The 19,410-nt window shown below is 50.1% G+C and carries 21 protein-coding genes; 4 read left to right on the top strand and 17 right to left on the bottom strand.

Translation table 11 applies throughout. The annotated features are described in order from the left end of the window. Window positions 1-26: 26 nt before the first annotated feature. The 4 genes from ACN0S4_RS00750 to rpoE are packed head-to-tail and all read right to left on the bottom strand — an operon-like array spanning window position 27 to window position 2,769. Window positions 27-473: a SoxR reducing system RseC family protein gene (locus ACN0S4_RS00750; protein ID WP_417655844.1), complete on the bottom strand. Its 447-nt coding sequence runs from the start codon at window positions 471-473 to the stop codon at window positions 27-29. Continuing rightward, window positions 470-1,552 (bottom strand): MucB/RseB C-terminal domain-containing protein, encoded by a 1,083-nt coding sequence (locus tag ACN0S4_RS00755; protein ID WP_417655845.1) that lies wholly within the window; start codon window positions 1,550-1,552, stop codon window positions 470-472. The genes ACN0S4_RS00750 and ACN0S4_RS00755 overlap by 4 nt, the downstream gene beginning before the upstream one ends. After that, window positions 1,545-2,162 carry an RseA family anti-sigma factor gene (locus ACN0S4_RS00760; RefSeq protein WP_417655846.1) on the bottom strand — a complete coding sequence of 206 codons (618 nt, stop codon included), beginning with the start codon at window positions 2,160-2,162 and terminating at the stop codon, window positions 1,545-1,547. The genes ACN0S4_RS00755 and ACN0S4_RS00760 overlap by 8 nt, the downstream gene beginning before the upstream one ends. Window positions 2,163-2,190: 28 nt before the next feature. Continuing rightward, the gene (gene rpoE, locus ACN0S4_RS00765; protein WP_417655847.1) at window positions 2,191-2,769 is read right to left on the bottom strand and encodes an RNA polymerase sigma factor RpoE; all 579 of its coding nucleotides are present in this window, start codon (window positions 2,767-2,769) and stop codon (window positions 2,191-2,193) included. A gap of 170 nt (window positions 2,770-2,939) precedes the next feature. Here rpoE and nadB point away from each other — a divergent pair, with 170 nt between their 5' ends. Further along, window positions 2,940-4,541 carry an L-aspartate oxidase gene (gene nadB, locus ACN0S4_RS00770; protein WP_417655848.1) on the top strand — a complete coding sequence of 534 codons (1,602 nt, stop codon included), beginning with the start codon at window positions 2,940-2,942 and terminating at the stop codon, window positions 4,539-4,541. Here the strand turns inward: nadB and ACN0S4_RS00775 are convergent. Then, window positions 4,509-4,817 carry a hypothetical protein gene (locus tag ACN0S4_RS00775; protein ID WP_417655849.1) on the bottom strand — a complete coding sequence of 103 codons (309 nt, stop codon included), beginning with the start codon at window positions 4,815-4,817 and terminating at the stop codon, window positions 4,509-4,511. The two genes, nadB and ACN0S4_RS00775, sit on opposite strands and share 33 nt — an antisense overlap. Further along, window positions 4,818-5,090: a succinate dehydrogenase assembly factor 2 gene (locus ACN0S4_RS00780; protein WP_417655850.1), complete on the bottom strand. Its 273-nt coding sequence runs from the start codon at window positions 5,088-5,090 to the stop codon at window positions 4,818-4,820. A 146-nt stretch (window positions 5,091-5,236) separates the two neighbouring features. Here ACN0S4_RS00780 and ygfZ point away from each other — a divergent pair, with 146 nt between their 5' ends. From ygfZ to ACN0S4_RS00795, 3 genes are all read left to right on the top strand, one after another. Beyond that, entirely contained in the window at window positions 5,237-6,175 is a 939-nt protein-coding gene (gene ygfZ / locus ACN0S4_RS00785; protein ID WP_417655851.1) for a tRNA-modifying protein YgfZ, read from the top strand. Next, the gene (locus tag ACN0S4_RS00790; protein WP_169929929.1) at window positions 6,172-6,660 is read left to right on the top strand and encodes an FKBP-type peptidyl-prolyl cis-trans isomerase; all 489 of its coding nucleotides are present in this window, start codon (window positions 6,172-6,174) and stop codon (window positions 6,658-6,660) included. Before ygfZ ends, ACN0S4_RS00790 begins: the two co-directional genes overlap by 4 nt. A gap of 139 nt (window positions 6,661-6,799) precedes the next feature. Continuing rightward, the gene (locus tag ACN0S4_RS00795) at window positions 6,800-7,948 is read left to right on the top strand and encodes a trans-sulfuration enzyme family protein (protein ID WP_417655852.1); all 1,149 of its coding nucleotides are present in this window, start codon (window positions 6,800-6,802) and stop codon (window positions 7,946-7,948) included. Between the two features lie 60 nt (window positions 7,949-8,008). On the opposite strand, the gene lysS is transcribed toward ACN0S4_RS00795, so the two are convergent. From lysS to fabZ, 11 genes are all read right to left on the bottom strand, one after another. Further along, window positions 8,009-9,520: a lysine--tRNA ligase gene (gene lysS, locus ACN0S4_RS00800; protein WP_417655853.1), complete on the bottom strand. Its 1,512-nt coding sequence runs from the start codon at window positions 9,518-9,520 to the stop codon at window positions 8,009-8,011. A 42-nt stretch (window positions 9,521-9,562) separates the two neighbouring features. After that, window positions 9,563-10,661 (bottom strand): peptide chain release factor 2 gene (gene prfB, locus ACN0S4_RS00805; RefSeq protein WP_417655854.1). Its coding sequence is split into 2 segments (ribosomal slippage): window positions 9,563-10,585 and window positions 10,587-10,661, totalling 1,098 coding nucleotides; the frame shifts between segments, so codons are not numbered across the junction. A gap of 42 nt (window positions 10,662-10,703) precedes the next feature. Continuing rightward, entirely contained in the window at window positions 10,704-12,401 is a 1,698-nt protein-coding gene (recJ, locus tag ACN0S4_RS00810) for a single-stranded-DNA-specific exonuclease RecJ (RefSeq protein ID WP_417655855.1), read from the bottom strand. Between the two features lie 34 nt (window positions 12,402-12,435). Further along, window positions 12,436-13,149: a bifunctional protein-disulfide isomerase/oxidoreductase DsbC gene (gene dsbC / locus ACN0S4_RS00815; RefSeq protein WP_417655856.1), complete on the bottom strand. Its 714-nt coding sequence runs from the start codon at window positions 13,147-13,149 to the stop codon at window positions 12,436-12,438. 49 nt (window positions 13,150-13,198) lie between these two features. Then, on the bottom strand, window positions 13,199-14,104 hold the full coding sequence (xerD, locus tag ACN0S4_RS00820; RefSeq protein ID WP_417655857.1) for a site-specific tyrosine recombinase XerD: 906 nt from the start codon (window positions 14,102-14,104) through the stop codon (window positions 13,199-13,201). Window positions 14,105-14,133: 29 nt separating this feature from the next. Further along, the gene (locus ACN0S4_RS00825) at window positions 14,134-15,117 is read right to left on the bottom strand and encodes an NAD(P)H-quinone oxidoreductase (RefSeq protein WP_417655858.1); all 984 of its coding nucleotides are present in this window, start codon (window positions 15,115-15,117) and stop codon (window positions 14,134-14,136) included. A 1-nt stretch (window position 15,118) separates the two neighbouring features. Beyond that, window positions 15,119-15,952 (bottom strand): pirin family protein, encoded by an 834-nt coding sequence (locus ACN0S4_RS00830; protein ID WP_417655859.1) that lies wholly within the window; start codon window positions 15,950-15,952, stop codon window positions 15,119-15,121. Then, window positions 15,949-16,905, bottom strand: a complete 957-nt coding sequence (locus ACN0S4_RS00835; protein WP_417655860.1) for a glutathione S-transferase family protein — start codon at window positions 16,903-16,905, stop codon at window positions 15,949-15,951. Before ACN0S4_RS00835 ends, ACN0S4_RS00830 begins: the two co-directional genes overlap by 4 nt. Window positions 16,906-16,993: 88 nt before the next feature. Continuing rightward, entirely contained in the window at window positions 16,994-18,175 is a 1,182-nt protein-coding gene (gene lpxB, locus ACN0S4_RS00840; RefSeq protein ID WP_417655861.1) for a lipid-A-disaccharide synthase, read from the bottom strand. Between the two features lie 5 nt (window positions 18,176-18,180). Beyond that, window positions 18,181-18,945, bottom strand: a complete 765-nt coding sequence (lpxA, locus tag ACN0S4_RS00845) for an acyl-ACP--UDP-N-acetylglucosamine O-acyltransferase (protein WP_417655862.1) — start codon at window positions 18,943-18,945, stop codon at window positions 18,181-18,183. Then, the gene (gene fabZ, locus ACN0S4_RS00850; protein ID WP_417655863.1) at window positions 18,946-19,404 is read right to left on the bottom strand and encodes a 3-hydroxyacyl-ACP dehydratase FabZ; all 459 of its coding nucleotides are present in this window, start codon (window positions 19,402-19,404) and stop codon (window positions 18,946-18,948) included. Between the last annotated feature and the right edge of the window lie 6 nt (window positions 19,405-19,410).

The following is a 19,410-nucleotide window of genomic DNA, read 5'->3' on the forward strand; positions in this document are numbered from 1 at the left end:
AAATCATGCCCATAAACGGCATAATCTTATGCCGATGTGCGCACCGGCTGTATGGTCAATAATTGGTTGACCCGCAGATCATGGTGTTTTAGAAAGCGCTTCAAGCTCCAAAAACTCAGTCCAAACGCGAGTAAAGAGGCCAAGATCACGGCACCCTCAGGCCACTGCAGTGCTGATGTGGTGAGTACCGCAGCGCCCAGTAAGGCAGCCAACGGAGTGCCATAAAGCAATAACGATAATTTGGTGAGCGCTGTCTCTGGAAGTAATAATTCGACCATTTCGCCGGCACGGAATTGCCCCTGTTTAGGTTTGGCAATACGAAATTCCGCGCGGCGGTCGGAGAATGCTTTAGAAATAATTCCCGCACCACAGGTATTTTGTTGCTGACAACTGCCACACCCCGTCTTCAGTTGCGTGCTAACCAGCAGATAATCGGCTTCAACCGCGACAATGTGGGCATGCTCGCGAATCATGACGGATTCGCCACGCGGATACTGTCTGCAATCCGATTTAACGTTTCGACCGGTAACTTACCGACGACAGTAATGGCAAAATTCTGCCGTTGCGCGGTAACCAATGACTCAGGTCCCTGAATGGACAAATTGGGCAAATTCACATCACTGACCGGTGACACATAAATAGAAACGTCGGTCAGCCCATCACTGTACAAAAAGTAATCCGCCGGCACGTTGGTTTCCAATAATCGACGGTGGTTTTTCCGCTGTAATTCAAAACCTCCCGGCAACCAATCCACCATCACGCCATAACTGGTATCTGTCATTTGTTGTAACTCAAACAGCCGCGGCGGACGCTGTACACCACGCAAATCGGCGAGCGATACAGGTAACTCCGAGCGCACTTGGAACGATGTCAATTGCACTTGCTCAAGGACTTCACCTTGCGGCGTAGTCATTTGCATTTTCAACAACATACCGGTCTCACGATCCACCCAGAGTCCGTAATGATAGCGGCTGTTATCGCGACTGACTAAGCGGAGAAATTGCGTATTACGACCCGTCACGCGCATGCCTGTTCCAGCAATCACTTGATAGAAATCGCTCAGTGTCGAAAAGCGCTGATAAAAGGCCGCAGGCAACAAGCCATAGGTTACGTCGCTCTGTAACGAATAGGAATTATCAGACGGTTGAAAATAATAAGATGTCGTATCACCAAGGCGCAGAATGCGAACATCAGCACCATTCAATTGCACCAGCAGTTCAACCTCGAGACCATCAGCGTGCCGGCCATGCAACCACAACAGTGGCTGAATGCGGTCGCCCTGAGTATGTACTAAGGTAGCTTCGAAGTTTAATTGCCGCAGTGCTTGGCTCATGCGATTGAACCACTGCACACCCATCGCCTCTGGGGTTGCCACAGCCATGGTGGCCATCGCTTCAGGCGTCGGCTGCGTGAGTGCTTCACTGGTTTGTTGCGCTGGAGTGTCTGTCTCTGTAGCGAGGGCTACAGCTTGGGCATTCAGAGGGGTTGGGAAACAAAGCATGGCAGCCGCTATCAACCCGACACCGGCGGCCGTTGCACCCAGTTTAATCATTCGTTGGTTTTTCACTCTCACTAGCACTGGTAGACTCGCCACGATCTTGTTGTTTCGCCTGCAATGATAACTGCAATTGACGCTGATGATCGAGCATGTAAGCCTGTAATAATTGTCGCTGCTGAGCAACTTCTGCTGCTGACGGACCATTGTCCGGAACCACTGTATTAAAACTCACAGGGTTACGACCACCTAATGGATTCGTCACCAATGCAGGTTCCATTGATTCTGTAGCGGCACCGTTATCCAGCACCGGCTGTTGAATACTTAACACCGCAACCACAGCCACACTGGCTGCAATGGCAACACTCGACAGTGGTTTCAACCACCGTAATGCTGCCTTGCTCTGTGCTTGGCCAGCACCGAGTTCCGGCTTAATCACTGCGTTTGGTGCAGCTTCAGCGGCAATCGCAACGGCTACTTGGGCACTAATATCTACCGATTGACCCGTTCGTACCGTGTCACGAACAACATGACCAATCAGTGCATAGCGCTGCCATGTCGCTGTCGCTTCTGAGTCAGCTAACAACGCATCTAATTCGCTATGATTCTCACCGTCGAGGTGATCATCTAATAGCGCTGATACGTGTTCATTGCTGCATTTAGGCATAGTGTTTCCTTGCGTCATGTCGTTTTCGTTAGCGCTCTAATAACGGGCGAAGTTGCTGATCAATGGCTTCTCGAGCGCGGAAAATCCGTGAACGAACCGTACCAATTGGACAATCCATTTCAATCGCAATTTCTTCGTACCCTAATCCGTCCAATTCACGCAAAGTAATAGCTCGGCGCAAATCTTCTGGCAAGTTATCGATGGTTCGCATCACTACATCACGAATTTCATCGGTTAATAATAAATTTTCTGGAGAAGCGGAATCTTTTAACGCGCCGCCACCCTCATAATATTCTGCTTCACCTGCATCGACATCACTGGCAGGTGGTTTGCGCCCTTGCGCAACTAAATAATTCTTCGCTGTATTGACCGCAATACGATACAACCACGTGTAAAATGCACTTTCACCTCGAAAGTTTTCCAGTGCTCGATAAGCTTTCACAAAAGTTTCTTGAGCTACATCAGGTACATCAGCAGATTGCTTTACATACCTTGAAATCAGACTCATCACTTTGTGTTGGTACTTTTTGACCAACAGATCAAAAGCTCTCGGGTCACCTTGTTGTACGCGCTCGACCAATACCTTGTCGGTTTCGTGTTCGCTCATCCGAGCCTGTTCTCCTCAACCCTTGGCTACTTCAGATTTTAGGCCCGTCGCGTGATTGTCAGTTATGACCGACGCTCAGGTAAAAAGTTCGCAAAAAATCTGCAAAAGAGTAAAATCGATTCTATTCAATAGGCCACGCAGCGAATTTTCGCCTTAGATATCCCTACTTTATGGAACGAATCCCTGATTTTCAATGTGATGTTTTGATCATCGGTAGCGGTGCTGCCGGCCTCACCTTAGCACTGCAACTCGCCTCAGACGCCGACGTTATCGTCATTTCTAAAGGGCCTCTTACTGAGGGCTCTACTTACTATGCGCAAGGCGGTATTGCCGCTGTGTTCGATGAGAATGATAGCATTGAAAGCCATATTGAGGATACGCTGATTGCAGGTGCCGGTATTTGTGAAATGGATGCCGTTGAATTTACCACCCGCCATGCTCGCGAAAGTTTGCAATGGCTGATTGATATGGGTGTCGGTTTCGACCAAGTTCCCGCAAGTGGTGGCGAAGCGAAATATCATTTAAATCAAGAAGGTGGACATAGCCACCGACGCATCTTGCACGCGGCTGATGCGACTGGACGTGCCGTACAAACAACGCTCGTTGAGCAAGTGAAACTGCACCCTCGCATCAAAGTGCTCGAACGCTACAACGCTGTCGATCTGATTACCGAACGGCACACCCGCGGTGCTCGCGGTTGTTATGGTGCTTACATCTGGAACCGACTGGCTGAACGAGTCGAAACAGTAGCAGCAAAATTTGTTGCCTTAGCCACTGGCGGCGCCAGCAAAGTCTATCAGTACACCAGTAATCCCGATGTAGCCAGTGGCGATGGTATTGCTATGGCTTGGCGCGCGGGTTGTCGCGTTGCCAATATGGAATTTAACCAATTCCATCCAACCTGCTTGTTCCATCCCAATGCGCAGACATTTTTGTTGACCGAAGCCTTACGAGGCGAAGGTGCTTTGTTAAAACGCCCAGACGGGTCACGCTTTATGCCTGAATTTCACGAGGCAGCCGAACTGGCTCCGCGAGATGTCGTGGCTCGCGCAATCGACTTTGAAATGAAGCGGCTCGGTGCAGATTGCATGTACCTCGACATTTCCCACAAGCCGGCAGACTTTGTGCGTGCGCACTTCCCCACTATTTATGAAAAATGTCTAGGGTTAGGTTTAGACATTACCAAACAGCCGATGCCCGTGGTTCCGGCCGCGCACTACACCTGTGGTGGCGTCAAAACCGATTTAACCGCACAAACCGATTTACCGCATTTATATGCCATTGGTGAGGTTGCTTATACCGGCTTGCACGGCGCTAATCGAATGGCGAGTAACTCGTTACTGGAATGCTTGGTATTTGCGCAAGCGGCGGCGGTTGATATCAAAACTAAACTCGCGACAGCCCAACGCCTCGAGCACTTACCCTCGTGGGACGAGAGCCGAGTCGGTGATTCCGACGAAGAAGTCATCATTCAGCACAATTGGCATGAACTGCGCTTATTTATGTGGGACTACGTCGGCATTGTGCGGACAACCAAACGTCTTGAACGCGCGCTGCGCCGCATTGAGCTGCTGCAACAAGAAATCCAAGAATATTATCGGAACTTCCGAGTCAGTAACAATTTACTCGAACTGCGGAATTTGGTGATGGTGGCTGAACTGATTGTGCGCAGTGCTATGGAACGTAAGGAGAGTCGCGGCCTCCACTACATACTCGACTACCCCGAGTTGGCCGAGGACTCAGGTCCAACGATCCTCACGCCACAACAATAGTAGTCGTCGCAGTCGGTGCCATTGTTGTCGGCCTAAAGCCTTGCGGTTCAGGTACAACCAACGGCTCTGTTTGAGGGCTCCACACCTGCGGTGCAGACGAATAAAAGCCCAGTTAGCGATACACCAACTGTGCTTTTCTGCCAGCCAAGGTTGTTGGGGCTTCCCGCCAGCACCAGACAGCTCCAGCCATTCCCGCTGCTGCAACTGAACTCCCCAGATTACGGGCTCTTGCCATGCAGTGCGAGTACTCGCAAATAAACAGTAGGGACCTGACATTTACACTTTAACGCGGCGTAATATCACCTGCACCATTTCGGCTAAGTCCGGATCTGGGCAAGCTTGATGCCCCATAAACCAGGCAAACAAATCAGGGTCATCGCAAGTCAGTAGTCTCCGAAACTTCTCTTGTTGCTCAGCAGGCAAATCATCGTAGGCTTCGTCAACAAACGGACGAAACAATACGTCTAATTCCAACATTCCTCGACGACAAGCCCAACGCATACGATTTTTATCACGCAACAATTCAGCACTTTGTTGTAGCTTTTCCATGAGGATTCCTTTTATCCCGTGTTTCAACCCTTGTATAATGAGCAATCGTCCCCACCTATATGCCTATGACACTTTTGGGTGGTCACTCGCGGTAATCATTCGCGAGAGCTCCGAAGGTTTGCACGACTATTTAATACGAGGTGATTGTGTTAGCACCAGAGTTTACCAAAGCTCCACCTGAATACGTAACCGTTTCTCTGAAAGATTATGCGGTGATCGAATTACAGGGGCCAGAAACCGATAAGTTTCTGCAAGGTCAGTTGTCCTGCGATCTGAACCAATTGCAGGACAATAATTGGTTGTATGCTGCGCATTGCGACAATAAAGGTAAAATGCTGAGTACCTTATGGGTGACTCGCTTCGCCTCCAGTGTGCTGCTGATATCATCACAAGCAGCCATTGCCGCAAGTCTCGCGCAACTGCAAAAATACGGCGTATTTAGTAAAACTGAGATTACTGCCGGTACAGATTTTCAACTATTTGGTGTGTTTGGCACCGCAGCACCAGCTCGAGTTGCTGAATGGCTACAAACACCATTGCTTGATGGCCAGCATACGGCTACCCAGACTGAACATAGCGTCGTGCTGAATCTCGGCGCAGAACCTGATCAATACCTTTTGGTGACCCGTGGCCACGAGCTGCCCACCAATTCGCCTGCTGAGTACTGGCAGGCGCTGGAAATCGAACGCGGTCGTGCTACCCTGCAAGAGGGTACCGTGCTCGAATTCGTACCACAGATGCTAAACGTGCAAGCGTTAGCGGGAATTAGCTTTACTAAAGGCTGCTATATCGGCCAGGAAACAATTGCTCGGATGCACTATCTGGGCAAACAAAAGCGCGCTTTATTCCGGCTCCGCGGGAAAGGTTCAATGGTGGCTCCAGGAGCTATTATTGAACAACAACTCGGAGAGAATTGGCGCCGTGCGGGTACGGTAATTAATGCAGTGAGCCGTGCCGATTATCCACTCGATATGCTGGCCGTATTGCCGAGCGATAGCGAAGCGACCACGGTCTATCGAGTGAAGGATGATGACGCAAGTTTCTTGGAAATTTACCCACTGCCATATAACTTGGATGAATCATGAGTCAAACCATTAGCCAAGACAAAGTTGTCGGCATTCACTACACCGTAAAAACCGCTGAAGGCCAAGTGCTGGATCAATCAAAAGAAGGGAACCCATTACAGTTCATCTTCGGTCGAGGCATGCTGATCAAAGGTTTAGAAGACGCTCTTGCAGGTAAACCTTCTGGTGAAAAATTTGTCGCTGACATTGCTGCTGCAGATGCCTACGGCGAGCGTCATGATGGGCTTATTCAGACCGTCCCACGCACCCTATTTGGTGACAACGAAGTCGCACCTGGCATGCAGTTTCGTGCCAGCACTGACAACGGTGAGCAATCAGTGGTTATCGTTGAAGTGTCTGATGACGAAGTCACTGTCGATGGCAATCACCCACTAGCGGGTGTTGCGTTAACTTTTGACGTTGAAATTGTCGAAGTTCGTGACGCTACCGCCAGTGAACTGGACCACGGTCACGTGCATCCAGAAGGTGATCACCACGACCACTAAGCATGCCGTTCGTGCACTGCTTATGAGAACCACAGCATCAATTTGATGCTGTGGTTTTTTATAGCTCCCCTATCCTGTCTACACACACTCTGTGCTATCGTATTCTTAACTTTCACTGACCTCGATACGTGCATCTACAATGACTCATAAATCGTCTTACTATTCCGCAGCCACGGCACTCGCGCAAGCGCTAGGTGCGCATGATCACGAATCACAAGGTGTGGTGCCTGCTATTCATATTGCGACGACCTACATTCGTGGCGCCGACAATAGTTATCCTACTGGTAATGTTTACTCGCGTGCAGATAATCCCTCATACAAACCCGTTGAAGCGCTGTTATGTGAGCTAGAACAGGGCCATGAGGCATTACTATTTAGTTCCGGAATGGCGGCAGCTACAGCAGTATTTCAAGGTCTACAGCCGGGCGATCACGTGCTGGCTCCACAGGTCATGTATTGGGCACTGCGGAACTGGTTGCTGAACTACGCAACGCGCTGGGGATTAGAAATTGAGCTCATCAATATGACCGACGTCAGCGCAGTCGAACGTCACCTACGTCCCGGTGAAACGAAATTAGTATGGTTAGAAACTCCAGGCAACCCTTTGTGGACCATTAGCGACATTGCGGCTATTGCAAAAGTTGCGAAAGCAGCTGGAGCTCGGGTTGCCGTTGACTCAACTTGCGCCACGCCACTGCTCACGCAACCGTTGCAGCTCGGTGCTGACATCGTCATGCATTCAGCGACCAAGTACCTCAATGGGCATTCAGATGTGATTGCAGGTGCATTGGTTAGTGCTGAAGACAGCGAGTTTTGGCAGCGTATTCGCGCAGTCCGCTCACAAGGCGGAGCCGTCCCGAGCCCGCATGACGCCAGTACATTGCTACGTGGTATGCGAACCATGCACTTACGGGTTCGCGAGGCCTGCACCAATGCACAGTTTATCGCTGAACAGTTGAGCCAACATCCAGCCGTTCTTGCGGTACTCTACCCGGGCTTAGCCTCTGACCCTGGTCATGCGATCGCAAAACAGCAAATGCACGGTGGTTTCGGCGGCATGTTGTCTATTCGCATGCGCGCGGGAGAAACCGCTGCCGTTCATGTCGCCGCACACACCAAACTGTGGAAACGTGCCACCTCGCTCGGCGGCGTCGAGTCTTTGATCGAGCATCGCGCCAGTGTCGAAGGACCCAGCAGCCCATGCCCGCCGGACTTATTGCGACTGTCCGCTGGCATCGAGAACAAAGACGAACTCCTTGCCGACTTACTGCAGGCCTTTCCGAGTTAAAGTCTTACATTCCGTAATAAAAAAGGGGCCACTATCGGCCCCTTTTGTTTTGATTCAGGTTTACCCTTTACGCGGTCGCATATGGGGGAACAACAACACATCACGAATCGACGGTGAGTTGGTCAGTAACATGACCAAACGGTCAATACCAATGCCTTCACCCGCTGTTGGCGGCATGCCATGCTCTAATGCGGTGATGTAGTCATCGTCATAGAACATCGCTTCGTCGTCACCCGCTTCCTTCTGTTGCACTTGATCCAGAAAGCGTTGCGCTTGATCTTCGGCATCATTCAACTCAGAAAAACCGTTCGCTAATTCACGACCACCCACGAAGAACTCAAAGCGGTCCGTAATATGCGGATCGTCGTCATTTCGACGCGCCAATGGCGATACTTCAGCCGGATAGGCGGTAATAAAGGTTGGCTGAATCAACTTGTGCTCAGCCACTGCCTCGAAGATTTCGATCTGCACTTTACCGAGACCCCAATTCGATTTGACCTGAATACCTAACTCACCGGCAAGTGCACTCGCCTGCTCTAAGGTGCTCAATTGCGCTTCCGTCGCACTCGGCAAATGTTGCAAAATCGCTTCATTCACCGTCATCCGATGGAACGGCTGACTGAAGTCATAAGCGACGCCTTCGCTTTCAAATTGCATGGAGCCAAGAATTTCTGCCGCCATACCACGCAGCATATCTTCGGTAAGATCCATCAAGTCATTGTAGTCGGCATAACCCCAGTAGAACTCGAGCATGGTAAATTCTGGATTATGACGCGTCGACAAACCTTCGTTGCGGAAGTTACGGTTGATCTCAAATACTTTCTCAAAGCCACCTACAACGAGTCGTTTCAGATAGAGCTCTGGAGCAATACGCAAGTACAGCTCCATATCCAATGCATTGTGGTGCGTCACGAATGGCCGTGCCGCAGCGCCGCCTGGGATGGTTTGCATCATCGGCGTTTCGACTTCTAAAAACTGCTTAGCCGTTAAATAACGACGAATATAATCGACAACTTTCGACCGCACGATAAAGGTATTGCGGGACTCTTCGTTGGTGATCAAATCTAAATACCGTTGGCGATATCGCGTTTCTTGGTCCGCTAAACCATGGAATTTGTCTGGCAGTGGACGCAACGCTTTCGTCAATAAGCGGACATCGTCCACTTGCACACTCAACTCACCCGTATTGGTCTTAAACAAGGTTCCCGTGGCGCCGAGAATGTCGCCCAAATCCCACTTTTTGAATTGCTCGTTGTAGAGCCCTTCGGCTAAATTGTCGCGCGCGACATAGATTTGAATCTGACCTGACATGTCCTGCAAGGTCGCAAAACTGGCTTTACCCATAATGCGACGCGTCATCATACGTCCAGCAACGGCAACGCGAATACCTTGTTCAGCCAGTGCTTCTTTTTCCAGGCCGTCAAAACGAGCGTGCAGATCAGCTGCGAGGCTGTCACGACGAAAGTCATTCGGAAAAGCAACGCCGTGCTCACGTAACGCCTTAAGTTTGGCCTTACGCTGCGCTATTTGCTCATTGACATCAACTTCTGGCGTTTGCGTTTTATCGTTCATTCTTTCGTCCTAATTTAACTGGATTGGCTTCGTGTCGAGACATTAAAGTCCAGACTTCAAGCTCGCTTCAATAAATGGGTCAAGTGCGCCATCAAGCACCGCTTGTGTGTTTCTATTCTCTACGCCCGTGCGCAGATCTTTGATTCGTGCATCATCCAATACATAGGATCGAATCTGACTGCCCCAACCAATATCCGATTTCGAATCTTCGAGCGCTTGTTTTTCCGCAAGTTGTTTCTGCAACTCCATTTCATACAATTTCGCTCGTAATTGCTTCATCGCGGCATCACGGTTTTTATGCTGAGACCGATCACTCTGGCATTGCACGACAATACCGCTGGGTTCGTGAGTAATCCGTATCGCCGAGTCTGTTCGGTTGACGTGCTGCCCACCAGCTCCCGAAGCTCGATAGGTATCCACCCGCAAATCGGCAGGATTGATCTCGATATCAATATCGTCATCCACCTCAGGATAGACGAACACCGATGCAAACGACGTATGGCGGCGATTCCCTGAGTCAAACGGTGACTTTCGCACGAGGCGGTGTACACCCGTTTCAGTGCGCAACCAGCCGTAAGCATACTCACCCTGCACTCGCACAGTCGCTGACTTGATACCGGCGACCTCACCTTCTGATAGCTCGGTGATCTCTACCTTAAATTCGTGCGCTTCAGCCCAGCGTAAATACATACGCAAGAGCATATTCGCCCAATCTTGTGCCTCGGTACCGCCGGAACCAGATTGAACATCCAAATAGCAATCAGAGGCATCATCTTTACCGGAGAACATACGCCGAAATTCTAGCGTTGCGAGTTGTTTCTCTAACTCATCCAGTTCCGCAACCGCGTCATTAAAGGTTGCTTCATCATCCGCCTCAACGGCTAACTCGACCAGTCCTTCAACGTCCTCAAGACCCTGTTGTAGCTTGTTCAGCGTTCCGACGACTTCATCGAGTGCAGCACGTTCCTTGCCTAAGGCTTGCGCGCGCTCTTGATTACCCCAGACATTGGGGTCCTCGAGTTCACGGCTGACTTCTTCTAATCGTTCAACTTTGCCTGCATAGTCAAAGATACCCCCGAAGCGCTTCGCTGCGCGTTCGCATTTCTTTGATGGCTACATAAGTTGCATTGGTCTCGAACATGTTGTTTATCTCGCCGACAATCAATCACAAAGGGGCGCTATTCTATCGTAAAGCAACAAAATGCTCTAGTTGTAGCTGCACAGAAGTACGGCCACGAAACGTATTTAATTGAACTCGGTAGGCGGCATGAATACGTTGGACGCTCGCATCAGGCCATTCTGTGGTATCTATATTGAAAGCGATGGCATCAATGGGCACTTGGGCCGGAGTTGCGAGAACGAGTTTCAAATGCTTACTGCCCACAATACGTTGTTGAATAATACCGAACTCGCCATCAAACAAGGGTTCCGGAAAACCTTGCCCAAAGGGTCCCAACGCCTGTAATTGCTGCACAAATTGTTGAGTTAAGCTCGATTCATCAAGCTCACCATCTGACCACAATACAGGCGCCAAATCAGCGCCATCAAGCCAACGTTCAGCTGTTTTTTCCAACGCTTCCTGAAACCGCTCAAGATTTGATTTCTTCAGTGTCAGCCCTGCTGCCATCGCGTGTCCGCCAAAACGCTCTATCAGCTGCGGATGATGACTGTGTACGGCTTCCAATAAGTCGCGCATGTGAATACCGGCAATGGAGCGCGCGGAGCCTTTTAAGAGGCCATCTTCTGCATCGGCAAAGGCAATAACGGGACGATGCACTTGCTCTTTTACTCGTCCCGCAACAATACCAATCACGCCCTGATGCCAGCCTTTTTGATACAGGACGACCACAGAAGGAATAGCACTGGCTGTGTAATCGGCCACATACTCGGCAGCTTGCTCTCGCATTTCGGTCTCAATCGCACGCCGTTCACGATTGTATTGATCGAGCTGTTGCGCGAGCAGCAGCGCATCAGTCTGCGTGTCAGCGAGTAAACACTCAATCCCGACAGCCATATCATCAAGTCGACCTGCGGCGTTGATGCGTGGTCCAATTGCAAAACCAAGATCGGCTGCTTGCAACTGTGCAGGTTCTCTCCCAGCCACTGTCAGCAGTGCTTGGATACCTGGTCGGCAGTGCCCAGAGCGAATTCGCTGCAAGCCTTGATGGACCAGAATGCGATTAATGCCATCGAGTTTCACGACATCGGCTACTGTACCCACCGCAACTAAATCAAGCCAATCCGCGAGATTGGGGGTCGCTAGCCCCTGTTCGCGGAGTACTTGCCGCAACGCCAACAACACATAAAAGGCTACACCCACGCCAGCGATAGATTTCGATGGAAAGCTACAATCCGGATGATTCGGATTAACGATAATCGCCGCAGCGGGCAGCTCGGGTCCGGGCAAATGATGGTCAGTAACAATGACAGGAATTCCGCAGGCTGCAGCCGCCGCAATCCCGGCATGACAAGAGATGCCGCTATCGACGGTGACGATTAATTCAGCACCCTGCTGCTGTGCATAGGAGACAACCGCGGGTGATAACCCGTATCCATCAGCAAATCGATTGGGGACGATGTAACTGACATGTTGCGCACCACAGGCTCGCAACACCGATACCATTAACGCGGTTGAGGTTGCCCCGTCGGCGTCAAAATCACCGCAGATACAAATATGTTGCTGTTCTTGGATGGCTTGCGCTAGACGTTGTGCCGCATCATGAGCCCCGCGCAGCTGGTCGACGCGCGGTAACCGTTGTGTCGTCAGTTGCAGTTCATCAATCGAGGTTACACCACGCCGAGCAATGATCTGTCGCAACAATGCCGGCATCGCAGCCGGCAAGGTTTCGATAGATTGGTCGGGATAACGCTTTATCTGCATAACAACAACGCAGCTTCTGGGTTGGGTGAAACGATTACTTATTCAACTCTTGCACCAGGCGAGATGGCGGCAGATAGCCTGGCAGCAAGCGACCGTCCGCCAACACTAACGCGGGCGTACCGCGCACACCGAACTTCTGTCCCAGTTCATAATGCTCTCGAACCGGAGTAACGCAGTTGCCTTGTTGAATTGATTGATCAGATTTAGCGCGCGTCATAGCATCTTTCGGGTCCGTGGCACACCAAATGGCATTCAATTGATTAAACGCACTGCCTTGTAAACCGCTGCGTGGCCACGCGTAATAGCGAATCGTGATGCCAGCGTCTAGATAACTGTCCATTTGTTGATGAAGTTGACGGCAATAACCACAGGTTGGATCGGTAAACACAGACACGACATATTTTTCATTCTCCGCTTTGAATTCAATTGCAGAATCCACTTGCTCAGCAAGGTTATCGCGACGCATCGAGTTCAGCGTAATGTCACTCAAGTTTTCCGGCTGTGGCCCGGTAATATCATAAATACGACCACTCATGAGCTGCTGCCCGTCTCGGCTGACATAAATCAGACCTTGATTGGTAATGACCTCATACAAACCTTGGATACTCGACTCGCGAACGGATTCAACGGCGAAACCCATACGTTGTAAATGACTAGTATCCAAGTCGTCGATTTCATTAGCCGAGCTCACACTCATTGCTAACCCAAACATGGCGACGAAGATGGTTTTCAATACAGCTGTTTTCATAGGTCGTTTTACCTGATTCAAATAAGAGTGTTTCATAGGCGCCATCTTATCACGCGCGCGGGTGATGTTGAGCATGCAATTGTTGTAAACGTTCACGTGCTACATGGGTATAAATTTGTGTCGTGGACAAGTCACTGTGACCAAGTAACATCTGCAATACCCGTAAATCTGCCCCATGATTCAACAAGTGTGTAGCAAACGCATGTCGTAAAGTATGTGGTGACAGATGGGAGCGGATGTCAGCTCGCTGCGCATACAATTTGATCCGATACCAAAAGGCTTGCCGGGTCAGTGGTCCACCACGCCGGGTGATAAATAACCAATCGCCAGGCTTTTGATGCAATGTCGACCGAGCTGAACGCATATAGCCCTGTACCCAATGCAATGCTTCCTCGCCCAACGGCACTAAGCGTTCTTTGTTGCCTTTACCAATGACTCGCACAAGTTCCTGTTGCAAACTAATTTGGTCAGTGGTCAGCTGAGTTAACTCCGTAACACGCAGACCTGTTGCATACAGAACTTCGAGCATGGCGCGGTCACGAAGTTCAATCGCATCCTCGACATTAGGCGCATTCAATAAGGCCTCTACCTCAGATTCTGACAAACTATGCGGAATCGATTGCGGTTGCTTGGGACGCCGCAATCGCGCAGTTGGATCTAATGCGCACCACTGCTGCGTGCGAGCAAACTGGTAGAATTTTTTTAATGCACTGAGCGTGCGAGACGTGCTCCGTGGTGATAGGCCTTGCTGCCGTCGCCACAATAAATAATCTTCAATATCTTCTGCGCACGCATCGACGAGATTTGGGCGTTGCTCGGTGGTCAGAAATCTTTGAAACTGCCTGAGGTCGCTCTGATAGGCTTGGCTAGTATGTTTACTGACGCCTTGCTGCAGCCACAATCGATCTAAGAATGCGCTAATTTGATCGTCAACTGCGGTGGAAATACTGGCCATAGGTCATCATCTTATTATTCGCCATGAATTTATTCACCAAGAACACGGACCACCAGTTTACCCCGAGTATCGTTATTTTGCATGCGTTCAAATGCGGCCATAAGGTCAGTCCGCGCGATAACCGTATCCAATTGAGGTTGCAGCTGCTTTGATTCAAACAAGGGCCAAACCGACTTCTGCAACTGAGCCATAATGTTGCTCTTCACTGCCACAGATTGACTTCGCAATGTGCTCCCACGCACCTGAACTCGTTTCATTAGCAATCGACCGATGTCCATGTGAGCGAAGCGGCCCGCGAGCAACCCAATCACAATGATACGACCGTCGGCATGGATGACTTCCAAATCACCTTCTAGGTAGTCACCCGCAACTGGGTCGAGAATAATATCCGCACCACCCCATTCCTTAACTGCATCGACAAAGGAGCCATGTTGGCGGTTCCAGCCGGCATCCGCGCCTAATTGCTGACACCACGCTAGCTTTTCATCACTACCAATCGTCACAAAGCAAGGATTGCCAAACGCTTGTGCCAGTTGAATCGCAGCATTCCCAACACTGCTCGCGCCGGCATGGATGAGCAGACGCTCACCGGGTTGCGCTGCAGCCAATGCATATAAATTCCACCATGCGGTGGCAAAGGCTTCACAGATGCCTGCACCTTCAGCTAATGACAAGCCATGCGGCAACGCCGCGACCTGACCAGCAGGAACTGCCACATAGTCGGCATAACCACCTGCCGCGAGTAACGCACAAACAGCATCACCAGGACTAAACTGTTTCACGTGTTCACCGCACGCTGCCACCACACCACTTACCTCAAGACCGAGAATGTCGCTGGCATCGGCTGGCGGTGGATAATGACCCGCTATTTGCATCAAATCGGCTCGATTCAAGCCTGCATAAGCCACTTGAATCAAGACCTCATCTGCACCGCATTCAGGGACCTCGCGTGAGGTCCATTGCGGTGCTTTATCAACGGCTATCAATGCTTGCATTTGTTGCGAGTCAGCCATCTTATGCCTCTTGTAATCGACCGGCTTGATAATCCCGAATCGCTTGCTCGATTTCCTGCTGCGTATTCATCACGAAAGGACCGTACTGCGCTATGGGTTCACCAATTGGCTCACCTGCCAACAAAATGACTGAGGCTCCCTCGGCGCTGTCGCTCTGTAACTGCAACGTATCGGTCGCAGCCAAGCGAGCTAATTCACCACGCTGCAACACATCGCCATTAATCGCTGCATTGCCCTCGTACACATAAACCAGACGTGTTTGCTGACCGAAACTCTCGATAGCGACAGGTTCCTGACCTAACTTGATATCCATCATCAAAAACTGTTGCTCAGGTTGCTGAATTGGACCCAGCTGCCCCTGATATTCACCAGCAATGAGACGCACGGTCGCGTCATTGACAGCAAGCTCTGGTATCTTTTCCGCAGGATGGTCTGCCCACTCTGCCGCGGACAACTTATCTTTCGCCGGTAAGTTAATCCACAACTGAAAGCCCCACATCAAACCATCTTCTTGTTTCGGCATTTCGGCATGAATAATGCCTTTCGCAGCTTTCATCCATTGCGCACCACCGGCTTCGACAACGCCCGTGTTTCCGACTGAGTCTTTGTGTTCCATGCGACCGGCCAACATATACGTCAGCGTCACGAACCCACGATGAGGATGCGGTGGAAAACCAGCAATGTAATCATTCGGATCGTCCGAACGGAATTCGTCTAGCATCAAAAATGGATCTTGATAGCGCAAACTCGGCTGATTGATAATGCGTGTCAATTTCACACCGGCACCATCTTGCGCAGGCATGCCGCGATGCCGAGTCAGAATTACTTTGTTCATAAAACCTCCCCACGCTGATGTGGTGCAGTAAAATCTAGCCAAGGTCCTTTCGGTACAATACCGGTCGGATTAATCGTGCCATGACTGCCGTAGTAGTGCGTTTTAATATGGTCCATCACCACGGTTTCGGCTACACCCTCTACTTGGTACAGTGCTTTCACGTAATCCCACAACTGCGGATAATCGACAATTCGTTTCGCATTCGTTTTAAAATGCCCAACGTAAACTGCATCAAAGCGCACGAGCGTCGTAAATAATCGCCAATCAGCCTCAGTGACCCGGTCACCGACTAAGAATCGTTGCTGACTCAACCGTTCTTCGAGTTCATCAAGCGCCGCAAACAAAGCATCAAAAGCTTCTTCGTAAGCATCTTGTTGCGTCGCAAAACCGCACTTGTATACGCCATTATTCACATGGTCATAAACCGTTGCGTTAATCGCGTCGATTTCGTCGCGCTGTGCTGCCGGGTAAAAGTCGTGTGAATTCCCCGTCAACGCATCAAATTCACTATTCAGCATCCGAATGATGTCCGCTGATTCATTACTCACAATAGTATGCTGCTTTTTATCCCACAATACAGGCACTGTGACCCGCCCGCTATACTGTGGATCAGCACGTAAATATAGCTGATACAAATAATCATGGTCATAAAGCGGATCATGAAGCGGACCGTCACCAAACTCCCAGCCATTTTCTAACATCAGTGGCTCAACCACAGATACTGTGATGTGGTCTTCCAAACCTTTCAACTTGCGCATAATTAAGGTGCGATGCGCCCATGGACAGGCAAAAGAGACATACAGGTGATAGCGCCCGCTTTCCGCCGGGAAACGAGCTTCTGGATCGGCTTCAATCCAATTTCGGAATTGCGCAGCACTTCGTTCAAAACGACCACCTGTGCTATCGGTGTCGTACCATTTATCGTGCCACTTACCGTCAACTAACAGTCCCATACTAACCTCCTTTAATTCTGAAGGAGCTTAGTATAAATCCTGATAAATCGAATTATTAGCACTAAATATCGTTTTAAACGTTCTATTTTTAAGGTGTATTCGAAAGGATATCGCAGACCACTTGCGCACCGCTGGCGCTTGCGTTCTGTTGTATAGAAGCGTGTAATTGACGAAATTCATTGCGTAGTTGTGTTTGCTCCTGATCCAACAACAATTGGACCTGAGCCATCAGCGCCGCCGGCGTCACAGCATCTTGCACCAGCTCGCACACCAGTTCTCGCTGCGCGAGTAAATTGGGCAAACTAAAGAATGGTGCTTTAAATAACCGTCGAATCAATTGAAAACTTAACCAACTAAAATTGTAAGCAACAACCATTGGCGTTCCGAGCAACATCGCCTCTAGAGTCACGGTTCCTGAAGTGACGATAATGGCGTCAGATGCCTGCATCACGGTGTGCGCGCGCCCATCTACAATCGTCAACGGGAGATCCGGAGCAATGGCTTGCGCCAACGCGCGAAATTGCTCGCGTCGTGCAGTAGACACCATAGGCGTAACAAACTGAATATTCGGGTTATTCTTATGCAATAGGACTGCAGCACGCAGATAAATGGGGGCTAACCGAGCTATTTCCCCTGCTCTCGAACCAGGTAGTAGCCCAATCACGCGATGCCCCTCAACTAGCCCAAGTTCACGCCGAGCAGCACTTTGGCGCTGTTCAACTGTTTCGGGGTCGGTATCGAGTATCGGTAATGTATCTGCCAGTGGATGCCCGACAAAGGTTGCCGGCGCTTGGTGTTGATCGTAAAAGGCTTTTTCGAACGGCAATAAGCACAACACATGGTTGGTCGCAGCCTTAATGCCATGAATACGACTCTGACGCCACGCCCAAACCGAAGGGCTGACATAATGTACTGTCGGTATGCCGGCAGCCTTGAGCTTCTTCTCAATCGGTAAATTGAAATCAGGCGCGTCAATACCAATAAACACGTCTGGCTTCTGAGCCAGCAGCTGCTTCACTACGGTTCGGCGATGACGCAACAATTGTGGGAGTGAACTAATTACTTCAGCGAGTCCCATGACCGCTAAATCTTCCATGGGAACAAAACTAGTCAAACCTTGGGCGGCCATCTTCGGACCACCGACACCGATGAATCGGCAGTTTGGTAGCGACTGACGTAATGCGACCATGAGATCTGAACCCAAAGTGTCTCCCGAATGCTCACCTGCAAGCAAGGCAATCACCGGTGCGTCAGCAATGGTTTGCTTCATAGGGTTTAGCGAATAATGCCGCGTTGACTGGACTGCACGAAGTCGATCAAAGGTTGAATTTCATCAGCATCCAGTGCCTGCATCGCTTCAATCGCCTCAGCCACGGTCAAACCTTGTCGATAGAGAATTTTAAAGGCGCGCTTAATACGCATGACTTGTTCTGCTGAAAACCCGCGTCGTTTCAAACCCTCGCTATTGATGGTACGAGGAACCGCATTGTGGCCTTGCGCCATAATATACGGGGGAATATCTTGGACGACGACGGAATTTACAGCGGTAAACGCGTGTGCGCCAATGTGACAGAACTGATGCACTCCGGTGAAACCACCTAAAATAGCCCAGTCACCAACATGCACATGGCCCGCGAGTGTGGTGTTATTGGCCAAAATAACATGGTCACCAACCACACAGTCATGCGCGACGTGGACATAAGCCATCAATAAGTTATCAGAGCCAATTTTCGTGAGACTTTGATCCTGCACCGTACCACGATGAATCGTGACACACTCACGGATAACATTGTTGTCGCCAATTTCAAGCCGTGTCGGTTCGCCCGCGTACTTTTTATCCTGACAATCCTCACCGACGGATGCGAACTGAAAAATCTTATTATTGCGACCGATAATCGTCGGTCCACGAATCACGACATGCGGCGCAATGACACAATCGTCGCCTATTTCAACGTCTGGACCAATAATACTATAGGGACCAACACTGACGTTGTTACCGAGTTTCGCTTTAGGATCGATTATCGCAGTAGAATGAATCACTTAGGTCTCTCGTCTCGCACAAATAATGTCTGCGCTACACGCCAATTCACCGGCAACTTCAGCGCGACCTTTAAATACCCAAATGCCTCGGCGCTCTTTTTCAAAGGTAACAAACAGGTCGAGTACATCACCAGGTAGGACTTGTTTCTTAAACCGAGCATTATCAACACCCGCAAACAAGTATAGATCACGACTGCCGGGCTGACTTGCTGTAATTTTGAACCCAAGTAAACCCGCCGCTTGCGCTAAAGCCTCGAGAATCATGACGCCAGGAAAAATAGGATTGCCCGGAAAATGCCCCGTAAACTGAGGTTCATTCACGGAAATATTCTTCACCGCGTGAATCGACGTCTTGGCGTCGCAAGCAACGACTTTATCGACCAATAAAAAGGGATAACGATGTGGCAATAGTGCCATCACTTCTTTGATATCGAAGGCACCGTCCGCTGAATTCGACATAGAATT

It is taken from the genome of Pseudidiomarina aestuarii (genome assembly GCF_048263735.1).
Lineage (GTDB): Bacteria > Pseudomonadota > Gammaproteobacteria > Enterobacterales > Alteromonadaceae > Pseudidiomarina > Pseudidiomarina aestuarii_B.